The organism is uncultured Aureimonas sp. (assembly GCF_913775355.1).
Taxonomy (GTDB): domain Bacteria; phylum Pseudomonadota; class Alphaproteobacteria; order Rhizobiales; family Rhizobiaceae; genus Aureimonas.
This window is the reverse complement of the sequence record NZ_CAJYIU010000026.1, coordinates 1-17,571: the sequence shown is the minus strand read 5'-3', so window position 1 is coordinate 17,571 and position 17,571 is coordinate 1. Positions and strand designations below refer to the sequence as shown.

General features: G+C 70.1%; 17 protein-coding genes. 11 read left to right on the top strand and 6 right to left on the bottom strand.

Annotated features, from left to right (window positions below):
* Window positions 1-22: 22 nt before the first annotated feature.
* The 3 genes from lptB to lptC form a co-directional block, all read right to left on the bottom strand.
* A complete protein-coding gene (lptB, locus tag QZ753_RS01885) occupies window positions 23-775 on the bottom strand; it encodes an LPS export ABC transporter ATP-binding protein (protein WP_294640727.1) in 753 nt (250 codons plus the stop codon).
* Between the two features lie 130 nt (window positions 776-905).
* Complete coding sequence (locus QZ753_RS01880) at window positions 906-1,520, bottom strand: LptA/OstA family protein (protein ID WP_294640701.1); 615 nt, start codon at window positions 1,518-1,520, stop codon at window positions 906-908.
* A complete protein-coding gene (gene lptC, locus QZ753_RS01875; RefSeq protein WP_294640698.1) occupies window positions 1,517-2,113 on the bottom strand; it encodes an LPS export ABC transporter periplasmic protein LptC in 597 nt (198 codons plus the stop codon). The genes QZ753_RS01880 and lptC overlap by 4 nt, the downstream gene beginning before the upstream one ends.
* Window positions 2,114-2,456: 343 nt before the next feature.
* On the opposite strand from lptC, the gene sppA reads away from it, so the two are divergent.
* The 3 genes from sppA (at window position 2,457) to QZ753_RS01860 (ending at window position 4,330) form a co-directional block, all read left to right on the top strand.
* Window positions 2,457-3,413, top strand: coding sequence for a signal peptide peptidase SppA (sppA, locus tag QZ753_RS01870; RefSeq protein ID WP_294640697.1), 957 nt, complete (start codon window positions 2,457-2,459; stop codon window positions 3,411-3,413).
* A gap of 75 nt (window positions 3,414-3,488) precedes the next feature.
* A complete protein-coding gene (locus QZ753_RS01865; protein ID WP_294640695.1) occupies window positions 3,489-3,806 on the top strand; it encodes an integration host factor subunit beta in 318 nt (105 codons plus the stop codon).
* Between the two features lie 131 nt (window positions 3,807-3,937).
* Entirely contained in the window at window positions 3,938-4,330 is a 393-nt protein-coding gene (locus tag QZ753_RS01860; protein WP_294640693.1) for a lipopolysaccharide assembly protein LapA domain-containing protein, read from the top strand.
* A gap of 3 nt (window positions 4,331-4,333) precedes the next feature.
* On the opposite strand, the gene QZ753_RS01855 is transcribed toward QZ753_RS01860, so the two are convergent.
* Window positions 4,334-4,807 (bottom strand): CoxG family protein, encoded by a 474-nt coding sequence (locus tag QZ753_RS01855; RefSeq protein WP_294640691.1) that lies wholly within the window; start codon window positions 4,805-4,807, stop codon window positions 4,334-4,336.
* Window positions 4,808-4,923: 116 nt separating this feature from the next.
* On the opposite strand from QZ753_RS01855, the gene QZ753_RS01850 reads away from it, so the two are divergent.
* The 4 genes from QZ753_RS01850 (at window position 4,924) to QZ753_RS01835 (ending at window position 8,456) form a co-directional block, all read left to right on the top strand.
* Entirely contained in the window at window positions 4,924-6,048 is a 1,125-nt protein-coding gene (locus tag QZ753_RS01850) for a class I SAM-dependent methyltransferase (RefSeq protein WP_294640689.1), read from the top strand.
* Window positions 6,033-6,899 carry an RNA methyltransferase gene (locus tag QZ753_RS01845; RefSeq protein WP_294640687.1) on the top strand — a complete coding sequence of 289 codons (867 nt, stop codon included), beginning with the start codon at window positions 6,033-6,035 and terminating at the stop codon, window positions 6,897-6,899. Before QZ753_RS01850 ends, QZ753_RS01845 begins: the two co-directional genes overlap by 16 nt.
* A complete protein-coding gene (gene lspA, locus QZ753_RS01840) occupies window positions 6,899-7,396 on the top strand; it encodes a signal peptidase II (RefSeq protein ID WP_294640685.1) in 498 nt (165 codons plus the stop codon). Before QZ753_RS01845 ends, lspA begins: the two co-directional genes overlap by 1 nt.
* A gap of 142 nt (window positions 7,397-7,538) precedes the next feature.
* Window positions 7,539-8,456, top strand: coding sequence for a GNAT family N-acetyltransferase (locus tag QZ753_RS01835; RefSeq protein ID WP_367171480.1), 918 nt, complete (start codon window positions 7,539-7,541; stop codon window positions 8,454-8,456).
* Window positions 8,457-8,501: 45 nt separating this feature from the next.
* Here QZ753_RS01835 and QZ753_RS01830 read toward each other — a convergent pair whose 3' ends face one another.
* On the bottom strand, window positions 8,502-8,807 hold the full coding sequence (locus QZ753_RS01830) for a DUF1236 domain-containing protein (protein WP_294640683.1): 306 nt from the start codon (window positions 8,805-8,807) through the stop codon (window positions 8,502-8,504).
* A 312-nt stretch (window positions 8,808-9,119) separates the two neighbouring features.
* Between QZ753_RS01830 and mutS the strand changes: the two genes are divergently transcribed.
* The 4 genes from mutS to murJ all read left to right on the top strand — a co-directional run bounded on the left by mutS (window position 9,120) and on the right by murJ (window position 17,350).
* Window positions 9,120-11,765, top strand: a complete 2,646-nt coding sequence (gene mutS / locus QZ753_RS01825; protein WP_294640722.1) for a DNA mismatch repair protein MutS — start codon at window positions 9,120-9,122, stop codon at window positions 11,763-11,765.
* 124 nt (window positions 11,766-11,889) lie between these two features.
* Complete coding sequence (locus QZ753_RS01820; protein ID WP_294640681.1) at window positions 11,890-12,735, top strand: SDR family oxidoreductase; 846 nt, start codon at window positions 11,890-11,892, stop codon at window positions 12,733-12,735.
* Between the two features lie 140 nt (window positions 12,736-12,875).
* Window positions 12,876-15,743 carry a [protein-PII] uridylyltransferase gene (locus QZ753_RS01815; protein WP_294640679.1) on the top strand — a complete coding sequence of 956 codons (2,868 nt, stop codon included), beginning with the start codon at window positions 12,876-12,878 and terminating at the stop codon, window positions 15,741-15,743.
* Window positions 15,740-17,350 carry a murein biosynthesis integral membrane protein MurJ gene (gene murJ / locus QZ753_RS01810; RefSeq protein WP_294640678.1) on the top strand — a complete coding sequence of 537 codons (1,611 nt, stop codon included), beginning with the start codon at window positions 15,740-15,742 and terminating at the stop codon, window positions 17,348-17,350. Before QZ753_RS01815 ends, murJ begins: the two co-directional genes overlap by 4 nt.
* A gap of 21 nt (window positions 17,351-17,371) precedes the next feature.
* Here the strand turns inward: murJ and QZ753_RS01805 are convergent.
* Window positions 17,372-17,571: DUF3597 family protein (locus tag QZ753_RS01805; protein ID WP_294640677.1), on the bottom strand; the 200-nt coding region annotated here is incomplete at its 5' end.

The window sequence follows — 17,571 nt, the reverse complement described above, 5'->3', positions numbered from 1 at the left end:
GGTAGCGCTGCGCGGGAAAGCGTCAATAGGTGAACTGCTCGCCGAGATAGATCCGGCGGACGTCGGGGTTGTCGACGATGTCCTGCGGCGTGCCGTGGGTGAGGACGGCACCGGCGTGCATGATGTAGGCGCGATCGATGAGGCCGAGCGTCTCGCGCACGTTGTGGTCGGTGATGAGGACGCCGATCCCGCGCCGCGTGAGGTGGCGCACGAGTTCCTGGATATCGGCGACCGCGATGGGGTCGACGCCCGCGAAGGGCTCGTCGAGCAGCATGAAGGTCGGGCGCGAGGCGAGCGCGCGCGCGATCTCGCAGCGCCGCCGCTCGCCGCCCGACAGCGCGGTCGAGGGCTGCTTGCGCAGGTGCCCGATGTGGAACTCCTCGAGAAGCGCCGTGAGCTGGCGCTCGCGCTCCGTCTTCGAGGGCTCGACCATCTCGAGCACGGCGCGGATGTTGTCCTCCACCGACAGACCGCGGAAGATCGAGGCCTCCTGCGGCAGGTAGCCGATCCCGAGGCGCGCGCGCCGGTACATCGGCACGCCGGTGATGTCGTGGCCGTCGAGCTCGATGCGCCCGCCATCGACCGGCACGAGGCCGGTGATCATGTAGAAGCAGGTGGTCTTGCCCGCGCCGTTCGGGCCGAGAAGCCCGACCGCCTCGCCGCGCCGCACGGCGACGTCGACGCTGTCGACGACGCGCCGGCCCCGGTAGGTCTTGGTGATGCCGCGGGCGACCAGCGTGCCGGCGGACGGATGCGCCCGCTTCTCGCCGGGCATCGCGCTCTCGCGGGGATCGCCGACCGGGCGACGGGGAGGGGTATCGATCTGTGCGGCCACGAAACGTCCGGGGTCTGGGCGGCCGGCGAGGCGCCGGGCCGCCCGAAGGGAATCGAGCGGGAGGGAGGCGTCAGTTGGTGCCGGCCGCGCCGTTCGCGCCAGGCGACAGGAGCATGCGAACCCGGCCGCCGCCGCCCGAGGCACCGTTGCAGTTGTTGCTCTGGAGGCGCGCGACGCCGGTATCCATCTGGATGCGCAGGACGCAGCCGGTGGCGACGTTCTTGCCTTGGCTGAGCACTACGTCGCCGGTCAGCAGCGCCACCTGCGTCGCCATGTCGAACTCGGCCTTGTTGGCGGTCGCGACCTGGTCGGCCGAGCGGATCGTCACCTTTCCGGTGGCCTCGAGGCGGCTGATGTCGCCCGAGCCGCCCGGCAGGTTGGAGCGCTGGGCGGCCGGCTGCGCCTCGCCGTCCTTGTTGCGCACGTAGAAGACGAGGAGCTTCTCGGCGTTCATCGAGGTCGGGCCCTGGCGCACGCTGACATCGCCCGAGAAGGTGGCGAGCGACTTTCCGTCGTCGACGTCGAGCTGGTTCGATTCGATGGCGACGGGCTGGTCGCCCTTCACCTGCAAGCCGCCGAAGGAGTTGCCGAACCCCTGCGACTGCTGCTGCGCCACCGCTGCGCCGGCGGCGCAGAGGGAGCCGATAACGGCCAGCACGACGGGCAGGCGATGGATCGTTGTCATGGTCCTGGCTCGCTGAGTGGGGCCTCGCCCCCGTTGGAAAGGGACTGCGGAAGAAGGGTCAGCTTGACCCGGTTGCCGAAGGACAGCGTCTTGCCGCCGTCCGAGATGGAGACGGTGCCGGCTTCGAGGCGCTGGTCGCTCGTCGCGATCTCGACCGGCCCGGTGCCGGTCAGGGCGCCACCCTCGAGCGACACGTCGGCGCTCTGCATGCGGATGCGGATGCCGCTCGTCGTGTCGACGGCGATCTGGTCGTAGAGGCGCAGCATGTTGGTGCGCGTGTCGAAGCGGCCCTTGGCGGCGGTGAGCTCGGCCGTGGTGTTCTGGTCGACCGTCAGGTTGGCGCGCACGCCCTCGAGATCGATGCTGGAGCCGCCGAGCGCCTGGATCGCGCGGTCCGCGACCATCGAGAAGGGCCGGTCGTTGCCGTCGACGCCCGACATGCGCGGATCGCGCATCACGAGGCGGCCGTCCTCGATCGAGGTCGAGGTGAAGGCGATGTCGGCGGGCAGGCTGCGGGCGAGCCAGATGGCGACCGCGCCCGCCAGCACGATGGCGGTCGCGACGAGCGGCAGGCCGATCTTGAGCCAGCGCACGCGCCGCGAATGCGACTGCGCGCGGTCGAACGCGTCGGCCGGCCGCTCGGCGACGTTGCCGAGGGCCAGTCCGTCGCGCGCGGCGCCTGCCTGCCTGTCCTGCCTGTCGGGTGCGTCGAGAATGAAGAGGGCTCCGGATGATTCGGGCGGGGAATGCGGGGCGGGAGCGAAGCCGGGCTTCGCACCGCCATCATGTATGCGCGATATAGGGTTTTTACATGGTAAAACCATCGGGCGCGAGGCCCGGCGCAACCGGCCCGGGTGCGGCCCGGGCGACGCTTGGCAAGCCGCGCGGGTCCGTCTATCGCTGACCCGCGGATGTTCGGGGACCAGGCGGGGCGGCATGGACGCACAAGGGATCATCGACCGGCGGCGGCTGCGCCGCAAGCTGTCGTTCTGGCGTGTGGTGGCGCTCTGCGGCCTCGCGCTCGCGGTGCTCCTGGCGGTTCTGGCCGCCGGCTGGCGGCCGGGCGCGGGGCTCGGCCCCACGATCGCGCGCGTCGAGATCTCGGGCGTCATCACCGAAGACCGCAAGATGCTCGACCTCCTCGAGGAACTTGCCGAGGACGACGCCGTGAAGGCGGTGATCGTCAAGGTCAACTCGCCGGGCGGAACCACGGTCGGCGGCGAGACGCTGTTCCATGCGGTGCGGCATTTGGCCGAGACCAAGCCCGTGGCGGCCGAGGTCGGCCAGCTCGCGGCCTCCGCCGGCTACATGGTGGCGATGGCGACCGACCGCATCGTCGCCCACCATTCCTCCATCGTCGGCTCGATCGGCGTCCTGTTCCAGTATGTCGACGCCTCCGTGCTCCTCGGCCGGATCGGCGTCGACGTGGCGGCGGTGAAGTCCTCGCCGCTGAAGGCGGAGCCCTCGCCCTTCGATCCCGCGCCGCCGGAAGCGCGCGAGATGATCGGCCGGCTCGTCAACAGCTCGTACGACTGGTTCAAGCGCCTCGTCACCGAGCGCCGCGGCTTCACGCCGGCCGAAACCGACGCGCTCGCCGACGGCTCGGTGTTCTCGGGCGAGCAGGGCCTCGCCAACCGGCTGGTCGACGCGCTCGGCGGGGAAGCCGAGGTGCGGCGTTGGCTGGAGGACGAGCGCGGCGTGCCGAAGAATCTCGAGATCGTCGAGCGCGAGCCCGAGAGCGAGGGGCGCTGGGGCCTCTCGTCCGGCGCGCGGGCGCTGACGGTCAGCCTTCTCGGCTTCGACCCCGCCGCCTCCGGCCTCGGTCAGGCCGTGGCGGGCGCCACCGGCCGCCTTGACGGGATGGTATCGCTCTGGCAGCCTCCCGGCCACTAGAACAGGGCGCGGTCTGACCGCGCCATCCAATTGAATTTGCTGGCGTTTCGGCCCCGCGCTCCGCGTGGTTGGCCGATGCGCCTTCGGGCTGCGCTCCGGGGACAACGTATCGTGATCAAGTCAGAGCTCGTGCAGATCATCGCCGGCCGCAATCCGCATCTCTACCAGCGCGATGTCGAGACCATCGTGAACGCGATCTTCGACGAGATCACGCAGGCGCTCTGCGACGGAAACCGGGTGGAGCTGCGCGGCTTCGGCGCCTTCTCGGTCAAGAACCGCCCGCCGCGCGCCGGCCGCAATCCGCGCACCGGCGAGGCGGTCGAGGTCGAGGAGAAGTGGGTGCCCTTCTTCAAGACCGGCAAGGAACTGCGTGAGCGCCTGAACGACGCCTGAGCCTTCCGGCCGGCGGTCGCGCGGAAAGCGATTGACGCGGGGCCCGGTCTTCATACCTACACCCGATGCCCGGACACGCGGGCGTGCGGCCGGGCGGCCCGTCGCCTCGCGCCCTTCAAGACGGACAGACCATGATCTCGAAGATCCTCACCCTCCTCGTGCTCGGGCCGCTGGCCATCCTGCTCGTGGTGTTCTGCGTCGCCAACCGGGCGCCGGTGCCCGTGTCTCTCGACCCGATCGGCACCATGCCACAGTTCGTCTACGATGTTCCGCTCTTCGTGCTGCTGATCGGGGCGGTGATCCTCGGCCTCATCCTGGGCGGTCTCGGTACCTGGTTCACGCAGCACCACTATCGCGCACGCGCCGCGCGCCGGACCGACGAGGTCGAGAACCTCCGCCACGAGGTCGCCGTCGGCAACGAGCGCCTGCGCCGCATGCGCGAGGAGCAGGTGCGCGCGACCGGCACGGCGCTCGCCGCCCCCGGTGACGTGCGGCCGGCCCTGTCCGGCCCGGCCGCGATCTGAGCGTCAGGCGCCGGCCGCCTCGGCGGACGCCGGCTCCCGGCCGCTGACGCGCGCGGCCAGATTGTCGAAGAACTGGCCGGCGAGCTTTTTGGCCGACGAATCGACGAGGCGGCCGCCGAGCTGCGCGATCTTGCCGCCGACCTTGGCGTCCACCGTGTAGGTGAGAACCGTCTCGGCGCCCTCTTCCGAGAGATGCACGTCGGCGCCGCCCGACGCGAAGCCCGCGATGCCGCCCTTGCCCTCGCCGACGATGGAGTAGCTCTCCGGCGGGACGATGTTCTCCAGCCGCACCTGGCCCGTGAATGTCGCTTTCACCGGGCCGACCTTGGCGACGACGGTCGCCGCCATCTCGTTCTCGCCGGTCACCTCCAGTTCCTGGCAGCCCGGGATGCACGCCTTCAGAACCGCCGGGTCGTTGAGCAGCGCCCAGACCGTCTCGCGCGGCGCGGGCAGGCGGTATTCGCCCTTCAGATCCATGTCCTATCCTCCCCGCCGGCCCTGTGGCCGGCACGGCGGGAGAATGGAACCGGCGAGGCGCTTTGCCAAGCCGGCACCGTTTGCGGTCCGCCCCCGCGATACGCTATGAGCCGCCGATGAGGAACGACAGACCCAAGGGGCCGGGCAAGTCCGGTCGGCGCGAGCGCCCGGCCGAGCGGCCGGCGCCCCGTTCGGCCAAGCCGACCGGAGAGAGGCCGCGCCCGCCCGCGCCGGCCGTCGCCGCCGAGCCACCGCGGCGCGAAAGCGTCGAGGAGATCGCGCGCGAGAACCGCCGCGACCGTCCAGCCGTCGAGTGGCCGAAGGGGGAGCGTCCCGCGTTCCGGGCGCCGGTCGTCCTCGAGGTCGAGCCGGGCGCCGATTACGCGCTCCTGGATTCGGGCGACGGCGAGAAGCTCGAGCGCTACGGACCGCTGACGATCCGCCGTCCCGAGAATCAGGCGATCTGGCCCCGGCGCATGGTCGCCACTCGCTGGGACGGGGCCGACGCGATCTTCACCGGCGACACCGACGAGGAGGGCGCCGGCCGCTGGCGCTTTCCCGCGACGGCGCTCGGCGAGACCTGGCCGATGCGCCAGGACGGCCTGCCCTATCTCGGCCGCTTCACCTCGTTCCGGCATGTCGGCGTCTTCCCCGAGCAGGCCGTGCACTGGCGCTTCATGTGCGAGACGATCGAGCGCGAGCGCGAGCGGCACCAGCGGCCCGTGCGCGTCCTCAACCTCTTCGGCTATACCGGTCTCGCCTCGCTTCTGGCCGCGCGCGCGGGCGCCGAGGTGACGCATGTCGACGCCTCGAAGCGCGCCATCGGCTGGGCGCGCGAGAATGCCGAACTTGCCGGCCTGTCCGGCGCGCCGATCCGCTGGATCTGCGAGGATGCCGTGCGCTATGCCGAGCGCGAGGCGCGACGCGGCTCGGCTTACGAGATCATCCTCCTCGATCCGCCGAAGTTCGGCCGCGGGCCCAAGGGTGAGGTCTGGCAGCTCTTCGAGGATCTGCCGCATCTTCTCGTCCTGATGCGCCAGCTCCTGTCGGACCGCCCGCTTGCACTCGTCCTCACCGCCTATTCGATCCGCTCCTCGTTCTACTCGCTCTCGGCGCTGATGGGCGAGGCGATGCGGGGCCTCGGCGGCACCGTGGAATCGGGCGAACTCGTCATCCGGGAGGAGGGCGAGGACGCCCGCCACCTGTCCACCTCGCTCTTTTCCAGATGGGTGTCCGCTTGACCGAACGCGAAGCCCCCCGCCGCCCCGCCACCTCGGCGCCCGGTCGGGTCAAGGAGGTGACGAGCGTCTCCAACCCGATCGTCAAGGACATCCGCAACCTCGCGCTCAAGAAGCACCGCGAGGAGACCGGCCTGTTTCTCGCCGAAGGGCTGAAGCTCGTGATCGACGCGCTCGACGCGGGCTGGACGATCGACACCTTGATCGCCGCCAAGACGCAGCTGCATTCCGACCTTCTGTCGAAGACCGCCGCGCGCACCGTGGCCGGCGGCGCCGATGTCCTGGAGGCCAGCGACAAGGTGCTCGCCGCCATCTCGCGCCGCGACAACCCGCAGAGCGCGATCGGCGTGTTCCGCCAGAAGACGGCGCGGCTCGACCGGATCGACCTCGGCCGCGACGGGCTTCTGGTCGTCCTCGACCGGGTGCGCGATCCCGGCAACCTCGGCACGATCCTGCGCACCGCCGACGCCGCGGGCGCCAAGGGCGTCGTCCTGGTCGGCGAGAGCGTCGATCCGTTCTCGCTCGAGGCGGTGCGCGCGACGATGGGCTCGATCTTCGCCGTGCCCGTCGCCAAGGTCGACGAGGCCGCCTTCCTCGCCTTCCGCAAGGGCCTCTCCGGTCTCGTCGTCGGAACGCACATGCGCGGCGAGACCGACTTCCGCAAACCCGCCTACGGGTCGAAGCCGACGCTGCTCCTGATGGGCAACGAGCAGTCCGGCCTGTCCGACGCGCTCGCCAGCGCCTGCGATACGCTGGTGCGCATTCCGCAGGTCGGGCGCGCCGACAGCCTGAACCTTGCGGTCGCCACCGGCCTGATGATCTTCGAGGCGCGCCGCGGGAGCCTGGCGCTGTGATGCCGCGTCTCCTGTCCGCCCTCTCGATCGTCGCGCTCGCGGTCGCGCTCGACCAAGGGATCAAGCGCCTCGTCGTCGACACGATGGGGCTCGGCGAGGCGATCGAGGTCCTGCCGTTCCTCGCCCTCTTCCACGCCCGCAACGAGGGCATCGCCTTCTCCATGCTGGACGGCTTCCACGGCCTTGGCCTTGCCGCGATCTCGGTCGTGGTTCTCGGCTTCGTCGGCTGGCTCTGGTGGAACACGCCCGCCGACCGCAAGCTCACGCAGTTCGGCTTCGCCATCATCGTGGGCGGCGCGATCGGCAACCTCATCGACCGCGTGTCGCTCGGCTATGTCGTCGACTACATCCTCTTCCACACGCCGGTCTGGAGCTTTGCCGTCTTCAATCTCGCCGACGCGTTCATCTCGGTCGGGGCGGCGCTGATCCTCCTCGACGAGTTCGTCCTCCACCGGAAGAAGCGCGACACCGGCGGGGGCGAGACGGCAGACGGTTGACGTCTTCGTGAAACGGGCGGAAACACGGGGCGGGCCATCCGGCGCAGCCGTCTCGACAGGCGACGCGCGTCACGAAACCGTCGCCGCCATCGGCTAATTCGAAAGCGACCCGATGGTTCGATCGCCCGCAGGAGACGCGAAGATGGGATTTGCCGCCACCCTCGGTTCGCACGCCGCCCGCACCGGCGAACCCCTGTCGAAGCGCATGCTTTCGCTGATCCCCTCCGCGCCCCGCAGCCTCACCGCGCCGCTCGACCCGCGCGCGCCCGTCCTCGGCCGCCTCGGCGGGCTGGAGGTGCGGCTCGCCCGCACCAGGGCGGAGATCCGCGCGGCGCAGGAACTGCGCTACCAGGTCTTCTACGAGGAGATGAGCGCCAAGCCCTCGCCGCTTCAAAAGGTGACGCGTCGCGACGCCGACGGGTTCGATCGTTTCTGCGATCATCTTCTCGTCTTCGACCGCGCAAGGGCGGGCGAGGGCACGGCGCAGATCGTCGGCACCTATCGTCTTCTGCGCCAAGCGACGCGCGGCCGCTCGCCCGGCTTCTACACGGCCGGCGAGTTCGAGATCGACCGTCTGGTCGCGCGCCATGCCGGGCTGCGCTTCCTCGAACTCGGCCGCTCCTGCGTCCTGCCCGACTATCGCGGCAAGCGCACGGTCGAGCTTCTGTGGCAGGGTATCTGGGCCTATGTGCTGGAGCACCGGATCGACGTCCTGTTCGGCTGCGCCTCGCTCGCCGGCACGGACCTGTCGAAGCTGTCCGATGCGCTGGCGCTCCTACGCGACAGCGCGCCGGCACCGGACGAGTGGCGCGTGCGCGCGGTCACCGGGCGGCGGTCGACCCTGCCGGCCGGCACCGTCTGCGCCGACCCGAAGCGCGCGCTCGGCACGCTGCCGCCGCTCCTGAAGGGCTACCTGCGGATCGGCGGCTATGTCGGCGAGGATGCGGTGGTGGACCACCAGTTCGGCACCACCGACGTTCTCGTGGTGCTACCGGTGTCGCGGATCAACCCGCGCTACGTCAGCCACTACGGGGCCGACGCCAGCCGCTTCGCAGCCTGAGTCCGTCCGGGCGGCGGAAGCGGCCGCCCGGCGATCGGCCTATCGTTATTGGTCGACGCGGACCACGGATCGGGTGTGCATGTCGACCAGCACCGGGCGCCCTTCGAAATAGAAGTAGCCGTAGTCCTGCTCGCCCTCGACGCGCGCCAGCTCCACCGCCTGGGGCACCGAGGCGCCGAGGCTCGGCGCGCTCTTCATCTGCGCGTCGGCCTGCGGGTGGTCCACCGCGTACTGGTAGACGTTGACCCGCTCCTTCTGGTCCTGTGCCAGCGCCGCGCCTGCGCCGCCCATCAGAAGCAGAGCCGCCAGCGCCGCTCCGCCGATCCTCGAAAATCCGTCGATCCGTGTCATCGCCTGTCCCCGGACGCGCAGCCTTCAGCACCGCGCATCGAGCAAAATCCATCCTGATCGCGTTCTAGCACCAGCCTTCGGCAAAATCATGGACGCCTGCAGACCGTCAGTCTCGCATGCGGTTGTTGAATGCCCGATGAATGGTGCGTGTTCCCTCGGAAATCCTGGGGACGGCAGGGGGCGTCAGGCTTCCGCCCCGGGGCAGGCGCCGTTATCCATTCACCCATGCTCGACATCCTGCGACCCGACCGCGAACCGCGACAGGCCCCCGACACGGGGCCGGCTGCCGTGGGCGATGCCGCGCCGACGCCGATGATGGCGCAGTTCCTCGAGATCAAGGAGCGCCACGCCGACTGTCTCCTGTTCTACCGGATGGGCGATTTCTACGAGCTCTTCTTCAACGACGCGGTGGAGGCCTCGGCCGCGCTCGGCATCACGCTGACGAAGCGCGGCAAGCATCTGGGCGCCGACATCCCGATGGCGGGCGTGCCGGTCGTCTCCTCCGACGACTATCTGCAGAAGCTGATCGGCCTCGGCTTTCGCGTCGCCGTCTGCGAACAGGTCGAGGATCCCGCCGAGGCCAAGAAGCGCGGGGCCAAGTCGGTCGTGCGGCGCGACGTGGTGCGCCTCGTCACCCCCGGCACGATCACCGAGGAAACGCTGCTCGAGCCCGGCCGGCCGAACTACCTCATGTGCCTGTCGCGCATCGGCGGGGCGGCCGGGGCCTATGCCATCGCCTGGACCGACCTCTCGACCGGCCTCTTCCGCATCGCGCAGACGAGCGCCGATCAGCTCGCCGCCGACGTCCTCGCGATGGAGCCGTCCGAGGTCGTGGTCGCCGACACGCTGGCGGCCGACGAGGCCCTCGGCCCGCTCGTGCATCGTCTCGGGCGGCGCCTGCGCGTCGAGCCGGCGGTGCTCTTCGACGGGGCGACGGCCGAGGAGCGCCTGTGCCGCTTCTTCGGCGTCTCGACGCTCGATGGCTTCGGCACGTTCGGGCGGGCCGAGCTGTCGGCCGGGGCGGCGCTTCTGGCCTATCTCGCGCGCACGCAGCTGAAGGCTCATCCCCCGCTCTCGCCGCCGCGCCGCGTGGAGGCGGGGTCGTATCTCAGGATCGACCCGGCGACGCGCACGAGCCTCGAGCTGACGCGCACCGTCGCCGGCAAGCGGCAGGGCTCGCTCATCGCCGCCATCGACCGCTGCCTGACGGGCGCGGGCTCGCGGCTGCTCGGCTCCCGTCTCGCCCTGCCGCTGACCGACCCGGCTGGGATTTCCGAGCGGCAGGACAGCGTGGCAAGCCTGGCGGAGGACGGCACGCTGCGCCGCCGCCTGCGCGAATGCTTGCGCGGCCTGCCCGACATCGACCGCGCCCTGTCGCGCCTCGGCCTCGATCGCGGCGGCCCGCGCGATCTCGGCGCGCTGGCCGAAGGGCTGGAGCGGGCCGGGACGATCGCGCGCGAACTCGCGGGCGCTGACCTCGGGCGCGAGCTGGCCGATGCGCTCGCCGCTCTCGATGCCCGGCCGCAGGCGTTGGCCGCTCGCCTGACCGACACGCTCGCCGACGATCTGCCGCTCCAGCGCCGCGACGGCGGCTTCGTGCGCGCCGGGGCCGATCCCGAACTCGACGAGACGCGGGCACTGCGCGACCACTCGCGCCGCGTCGTCGCCGAACTGCAGGCGCGCTATGCCGGCGAGACCGGCATCCGCTCCCTGAAGGTCAAGCACAACAACGTGCTCGGCTATTTCGTCGAGGTGCCGGAGGCGCAGGGGCCGGCGATGCTGGCGGGGGGCGCCTTCCACCACCGCCAGACGCTCGCCTCCGCCATGCGCTTCTCGACACCGGAACTCGCCGACCTCGAGGCCCGCATCACCGAGGCGGGCTCGAAGGCTCTGGCGATCGAGCTCGGGCTCTTCTCCGGCATGCGCGAGGCGGTGCTCGCCGAAATCGACGCCATTCGCGGCGTCAGCGACGCGCTGGCCGTGATCGACGTGTCGGCGGGGCTCGCCGATCTCGCGGTGGCCGCCGATTGGGTCCGGCCGGTCGTCGACGGCTCGCTCGCCTTCTTCGTCGAGTGCGGCCGCCATCCGGTGGTCGAGGCGGCGCTGAAAGGCGGCGGCCAGTCCTTCGTCGCCAACGACTGCGACCTGTCGCCCCTGCAAGGGATATCCGGCAAGGCGGGGGGCGCCGGCGCGATCTGGCTGATCACCGGTCCCAACATGGGCGGCAAGTCGACCTTCCTGCGCCAGAACGCGCTGATCGCGGTGCTTGCCCAAATCGGCGCCTTCGTGCCGGCGACGAAGGCCCATATCGGCGTCGTGGATCGTCTGTTCAGCCGCGTCGGCGCGTCCGACGATCTTGCCGAGGGGCGCTCGACCTTCATGGTCGAGATGGTCGAGACCGCGGCGATCCTCAATCAGGCGACCGAGCGGACGCTGGTCGTGCTCGACGAGATCGGGCGCGGCACCTCGACCTACGACGGCCTGTCGATCGCCTTTGCGGCGGTCGAGCACCTGCACGAGGTAAACCGGGCCCGCGCGCTGTTCGCCACCCACTTCCACGAGATGACGGCGCTGGCCGGGCGGCTGAAGCGCCTGCGCAATGCGACGGTGCGCGTCAAGGAATGGGAGGGCGAGGTGATCTTCCTCCACGAGGTGACGGCGGGCGTCGCCGACCGCTCCTACGGCGTTCAGGTGGCGCGCCTTGCCGGCCTGCCGCCGGCCGTGGTCGAGCGGGCGCGGCAGATCCTGTCGGAGCTCGAGCGGTCCGGCCAGGGCGAGAAGCGCACCGCCTTCCTCGACGACCTGCCGCTGTTCTCGCAGGCCGCCCGCGCGCCCGCCGCCCCGGCGCCGTCGCCCGCGCTGGAGGCGCTCGCCGCGCTCGATCCCGACGCCCTGACCCCGCGCGAGGCGCTGGAAGCGCTCTACCGGCTGAAAGGGCTCGTCGCCTCGAAGTCCTGACGCGTCGCCCGGATCGTTTCCCGGCCACGCTTTGCGCGGTGGCCCAAGCGGGAACGCGCAGGGCGCGTCGGCCTTCCTTGCCCGGATGCGCTGCCCCGGCGGCGCGCAGAAGGAGCCATGCGCCATGTCGAACTTTCCCCCCCAGCACCAGTCCCGCGATCCCGGCCTCGAGCACGAGATGACGCCGCGGCCGGACTACGAGCCTCGCTTTCCGGGGTCCGGTCGCCTTGCCGGCAAGACGGCGATCATCACGGGCGGGGATTCCGGCATCGGTCGCGCGACCGCCGTCCTCTTCGCGCGCGAGGGCGCCGATGTCGCGATCATGTATCTCGACGAGGACCGTGACGCCGAGGAGACCAGGGCGCTGGTCGAGCGCGAAGGCCGCAAGGCGCTCTTGATCAAGGGCAACGTGCGCTTTAAGGCGTTCTGCAAGGAGGCCGTCGACAAGGCCGTCGCCACGTTCGGCAAGCTCGACATCCTCGTCAACAACGCCGCCCACCAGGAGGAGGTGGAGGACCTGCGCGAGATCTCCGAGGAGCAGCTCGCCAAGACCTTCGAGACCAACATCTACGGCTACTTCTACATGACGCAGGCCGCGCTCGATCACCTGAAGAGCGGGGCGGCCATCGTCAACGTGACCTCGGTCAATTCCTACAAGGGCAACGACACGCTGATCGACTACTCCTCGACCAAGGGCGCCATCACCGCCTTCACGCGCTCGATGGCCTCCAACCTCGTGGAGAAGGGCATCCGCGTGAACGGCGTCGCGCCGGGTCCGATCTGGACGCCCTTCATCCCGATGGCGATGGACGAGGAGAAGGTCGCGAGCTTCGGCAGCCAGGTGCCGATGAAGCGCGCCGGCCAGCCGAACGAGGTCGCCTCGGCGCTCCTGTTCCTCGCCTCCGACGACGGCTCCTACTTCACCGGACAGGTGATGCACCCGAACGGCGGGACCATCGTCGGCGCCTGAACGCGGACGCGCCAGGTGGAGGCCCTCCCGGCGCAACCTTTTGTCAGGGCCGCTCGCCCATGCTAGAGCGCCGCCGCCGGACGGACGGGCTTTCACGCCCGCCGACCGGCGGCGGCGTTGCGCCGGCATGAGGCAGTCCTATGAGCGTTTCTTCCAAACCCGGCATCCGCTTTGCGGCGCGCCATCCGCTCGACGGCGAGGACCTGCGCCTGTCCGAGATCGTCGATCCGGCGGCGCTGCGCGCGGCGCTCTGGGCCCTCGTGCCGTCGGAAAAGCCCGGAGCCTGCGCGACGCCCGAGGTGCGCGCCAAGGTGCTGGCCGTCCTCAAGGCCGCCAATATCGCCGGGCGCAAGGCCGCGGAGGCCATGCTGTTCGCCGACGGCGGGGGGCTGCCCTGTGCCGCGCGAATCTCGGCGCTGCAGGATGAGTTGATCCGAGCCGTCCACGACTTCGCCCTCCACCACGTCTTCGCCGCGACCAACCTGTCGTCGGGCGAGCGCATGGCGATCCTCGCCGTCGGCGGCTACGGGCGCGGGACGCTGGCGCCCGGCTCCGACATCGATCTCCTGTTTCTCCTGCCCTACAAGCAGACGGCGCTCGGCGAGCAGGTCGCCGAGTATCTTCTCTACCTTCTCTGGGACCTCGGCCTGAAGGTCGGCCACGCGACCCGCTCGGTCGAGGAGAGCGTGCGCCTGTCGGAGAGCGACTTCACCATCCGCACCGCGATCCTGGAACGGCGGCTGATCTGCGGCGACGCCGAGCTTTTCGCCGAGCTCGGCCGTCGCTTCGACGCCGAGGTGGTCGAGGGCACGGGCCGCGCCTTCATCGCCGCCAAGCTCGCCGAGCGGGATGCGCGACACGCCAAGGGTGGCGACACGCGCTATCTGGTCGAGCCCAACGTCAAGGAAGGGAAGGGCGGGCTTCGCGACCTCCACACCCTGTTCTGGATCGCCAAGGACCATTACCGCGTCGACACGCGCGAGGCACTGGTCGCGGCCGGCGTCTTCTCGCGGCGCGAGGGCCAGATTTTCGGCAAGGCCGAGGACTTCCTCTGGGCCGTGCGCTGCCACATGCACTTCCTGACCGGTAAGGCCGAGGAGCGCTTGTCCTTCGATATCCAGCCCGAGATCGCCGCGCGCCTCGGCTACACGTCGCATCCCGGCCTCACCGACGTCGAACGCTTCATGAAGCACTACTTCCTGATCGCGAAAGACGTCGGCGACCTCACCGGCATATTCTGCGCGGCGCTGGAGGAGGAGAAGGCGAAGGACGTGCCGGGCATCCGCGGCTTCGTCCAGTCGCTGCGCCGCCGCTCGCGCCACATTCCCGGCACGCTCTCGTTCCTCGTCGACAACGGCCGCATCAACGTCGCCGACCGGCATGTCTTCGCGGCTGATCCGGTCAATCTCCTGCGCATCTTCAAGCTCGCGGCGGTCCACCGACTGGAATACCACCCGGACGCCCTGAAGCTGATCCGCCGGTCGCTGCGCCTCATCGACAACGACCTGCGCCGCAATCCGGAGGCCAACTCCCTCTTCATCGACGTTCTCACCGACCGCGAGGACCCGGCCTTCCACCTGCGCCGGATGAACGAGGCCGGCGTGCTCGGCCGCTTCGTGCCCGACTTCGGCAAGATCGTCGCGATGATGCAGTTCAACATGTACCACCACTACACGGTGGACGAGCATCTCCTGCGCTCGATCGCGGAACTTTCCAAGCTCGAGCGCGGCAATCTCGGCGGCGAGCTGCCGGTGACCTCCGGCTTCATCTCGACGATCCGAGACCGCGTGCCGCTCTACGTCGCGCTTCTGATCCACGATATCGCCAAGGGGCGGCCGGAGGACCATTCGGTCGCGGGCGCCGAGATCGCCGAGGAGCTCTGCCCGCGCCTCGGCCTCGATGCCGGCGAGACCGAGCTCGTCGCCTGGCTGGTGCGCGACCATCTCGTCATGTCGATGGTTGCGCAGCAGCGCGACCTCAACGACCACAAGACGATCCGCGATTTCGCCGCCCGCGTGCAGACGCTGGACCGGCTAAAGCTCCTGACGATCCTGACGGTCTGCGACATCCGTGCGGTCGGCCCCGGTGTCTGGAACGGCTGGAAGGGCCAGCTCATCCGCACGCTCTATGCCGAGACCGAGCCCATGCTGACCGGTGGATATTCCGAATCTTCGCGCGAGCAGCGCACGCAGGCCGCCAAGGCCGAGCTGCGCGCGCGCCTGTCGGCCTGGGACGCGGAGGCGCGCGAGGCGGCGGTCGATCACCACTACCAGAACTACTTCCTGTCGGTGCCGATCGACGAGCAGGTGCGCCATGCCGAGTTCGTGCGCGACGCCGACGCGGGCGCGCGCACCTTCGCCACCATCTCGCGCACCGACCGGTTCCGCGGCGTGACCGAGATCACGGTGCTGGCGCCCGACCATCCGCGCCTCCTGTCGCTGATCGCCGGCGGCTGCGCCTCGGCGGGCGCCAACATCGCCGACGCGCAGATCTTCACGATGACCGACGGGCGGGCGCTCGACATCGTCACGCTGAACCGCGAGTTCGCGGAGGACGCCGACGAGCTGCGCCGCGCGACGCGGATCGCGGCCACGATCGAAAGCCTCCTCAATGGGCGCGAGGCGATTCCCGCCCTGATCGCCCGGCGTCGCTCACCCCGTACCAGCCCGTCCTTCGCCTTTCCGCCGCGCATCGACATCCATAACGAGCTGTCGAACCGCCTGACGGTGCTGGAGGTCGAGGGGCTCGACCGGCCGGGGCTGCTCGCCGACCTCACCGGCGCGATCTCGGACCTCTCGCTCGACATCCGCTCGGCCCATATCTCGACCTACGGCGAGAAGGTAGTCGACGTCTTCTACGTCACCGACCTCCTCGGCATGAAGGTGACGGGCGAGGGACGCTCCGACCGCATCCGCCGCCGTCTTCTCTCGGTCTTCGAGGACCCGGACGGCGAACTCTCCTCGCCCTCCGTCAAACCGACGCCGGTCGCCTTCGGAATCGTCAGTTGAGCCTTCTCAAGAAATTCGCCACCGTCGGCGGCGCGACGCTCGTCAGCCGCGTCTTCGGCTTCACGCGCGAGATGATGATGGCGTCCGCGCTCGGCATCGGGCCGGTCGCGGACGCCTTCAACCTCGCCTTCCGCTTTCCCAATCTCTTCCGGCGCCTGTTCGCGGAAGGCGCGTTCAACGCCGCCTTCATCCCGCTCTTCGCCCGCTCGCTGGAGGAGGAGGGCGAGGCCGGCGCGCGGCGCTTCGCGTCCGAGATATTCGCGACCCTCTTCGTGGTCCTGACGGGGCTCACCATCGTCGCCATGATCTTCATGCCGTTCCTGGTGAAGACCATCATCGCGCCGGGTCTTGCCGCCTGCATCGACGATCCCGAGACGCTCGGGCAGCAGCTCTCCTGCGAGGATCGTTTCGGCATCACCGTCGCCTTCTCGCGCATCATGTTTCCCTATCTCGCCTGCATGTCGCTGATGGCGATGGTGTCGGGCATCCTCAACGCCTTCCGCCGCTTCTTCGCCGCCGCGGCCGCGCCGACCCTCCTCAACTTCATCCTGATCGGCGTCCTCGCCTATGCGTGGTGGACAAGGGCCGACCAGGCGACGATCGGCTTCCTGATGAGTTGGGGCGTGCTCGCCGCCGGCGTCGGGCAGCTTCTGATGGTGACGCTCGCCATGCGGCTCGCCGGCTTCTCGGTCTCGCTCGGCCGGCCGCGCTGGACGCCGGGACTGAAGCGGCTCCTGATTCTGGCCGGCCCCGCCGCGCTGATCGGCGGCATCACCCAGATCAACCTCTTCGTCGGCCAGGCGATCGCCTCCTACCAGCCCGGCGCCGTGTCGATCCTCACCTATGCCGACCGGCCTTACCAGCTGCCGCTCGGCATGGTCGGCGTCGCGATCGGCGTCGTGCTCCTGCCCGAGCTCGCCCGCGCCCTGAAGGCGGGGCGGCTGGAGGAGGCGCAGCACACGCAGAACCGCTCGCTCGAGTTCGCCCTGTTCCTGACCGTGCCGGCGGCCGTCGCGCTCTTCGTAATGCCCGAACCGATCATCCGGCTGATCTACGAACGCGGCGCGTTCGGGCCGGACACGACCGAGAAGGTCGCCGCCGTCCTCGGCCTCTACGCCCTCGGCCTGCCGGCCTTCGTCCTCATCAAGGTCTTCTCGCCCGGCTATTTCGCGCGCGAGAACACGCGCACGCCGATGATCGTCACCGGCATCTCGGCGCTCGCCAACACCGTCCTGTCCTTCGTCCTGTTCTGGTTCTACGCTGAGCGCGGCATCGCGGCGGCGACGACGCTGGCCGGCTGGATCAACGCGGCCCTCCTGTTCGAGGGACTGCGGCGCCAGGGGCTCTGGCACGTCGACGGCAAGCTCCTGCGCCGCGCCGGGCTGGTGTTCCTGTCGGCCGCGTTGATGGGCGGCGCGCTTCTCGTAATGCTGGAGGCGCTGGAGCGCTGGATGGGGTCGGCCCCCAACGTGATCCACCAGTCGCTGGCCGTTCTGGCGCTCGCGGGCGTCGCCATGCTGATCTACTTCGCGCTGGCCTTCCTCACCGGGGCGGCCGACCGGGCCATGGTGCTGAAGCTCGTGCGGCGGAAACGGGCGGCCGGCTAGGGCCGCCCGGCTCCAGGGCCGTCAGTCGCGCAACTCGGCCGGCACCGTGCCGCCGTTGGCGGCCAGCTTCGTCATGACCTGCCGGTGGAGCCAGGTGTTCATCGCGGCCGAATCGTTGTGGTCGCCGGTGTAGCCGAGCTCCTTCGCCAGCTCCTGCCGGGCCGAGAGGCTGGAATCGAGGTCGAGGAGCTTCAGGAGATCGACGATCGAGTGACGCCAGT

Excerpts from the sequence above, each read along its gene's own strand:
- lptB (WP_294640727.1), bottom strand. The coding sequence starts at position 775 with ATGCCCGGCGAGAAGCGGGCGCATCCGTCCGCCGGCACGCTGGTCGCC.
- QZ753_RS01880 (WP_294640701.1), bottom strand. The coding sequence starts at position 1,520 with ATGACAACGATCCATCGCCTGCCCGTCGTGCTGGCCGTTATCGGCTCC.
- sppA (WP_294640697.1), top strand. The coding sequence starts at position 2,457 with ATGGACGCACAAGGGATCATCGACCGGCGGCGGCTGCGCCGCAAGCTG.
- QZ753_RS01865 (WP_294640695.1), top strand. The coding sequence starts at position 3,489 with ATGCGCCTTCGGGCTGCGCTCCGGGGACAACGTATCGTGATCAAGTCA.
- QZ753_RS01860 (WP_294640693.1), top strand. The coding sequence starts at position 3,938 with ATGATCTCGAAGATCCTCACCCTCCTCGTGCTCGGGCCGCTGGCCATC.
- QZ753_RS01855 (WP_294640691.1), bottom strand. The coding sequence starts at position 4,807 with ATGGATCTGAAGGGCGAATACCGCCTGCCCGCGCCGCGCGAGACGGTC.
- QZ753_RS01850 (WP_294640689.1), top strand. The coding sequence starts at position 4,924 with ATGAGGAACGACAGACCCAAGGGGCCGGGCAAGTCCGGTCGGCGCGAG.
- QZ753_RS01845 (WP_294640687.1), top strand. The coding sequence starts at position 6,033 with ATGGGTGTCCGCTTGACCGAACGCGAAGCCCCCCGCCGCCCCGCCACC.
- lspA (WP_294640685.1), top strand. The coding sequence starts at position 6,899 with ATGCCGCGTCTCCTGTCCGCCCTCTCGATCGTCGCGCTCGCGGTCGCG.
- QZ753_RS01835 (WP_367171480.1), top strand. The coding sequence starts at position 7,539 with ATGGGATTTGCCGCCACCCTCGGTTCGCACGCCGCCCGCACCGGCGAA.
- QZ753_RS01830 (WP_294640683.1), bottom strand. The coding sequence starts at position 8,807 with ATGACACGGATCGACGGATTTTCGAGGATCGGCGGAGCGGCGCTGGCG.
- mutS (WP_294640722.1), top strand. The coding sequence starts at position 9,120 with ATGATGGCGCAGTTCCTCGAGATCAAGGAGCGCCACGCCGACTGTCTC.
- QZ753_RS01820 (WP_294640681.1), top strand. The coding sequence starts at position 11,890 with ATGTCGAACTTTCCCCCCCAGCACCAGTCCCGCGATCCCGGCCTCGAG.
- QZ753_RS01815 (WP_294640679.1), top strand. The coding sequence starts at position 12,876 with ATGAGCGTTTCTTCCAAACCCGGCATCCGCTTTGCGGCGCGCCATCCG.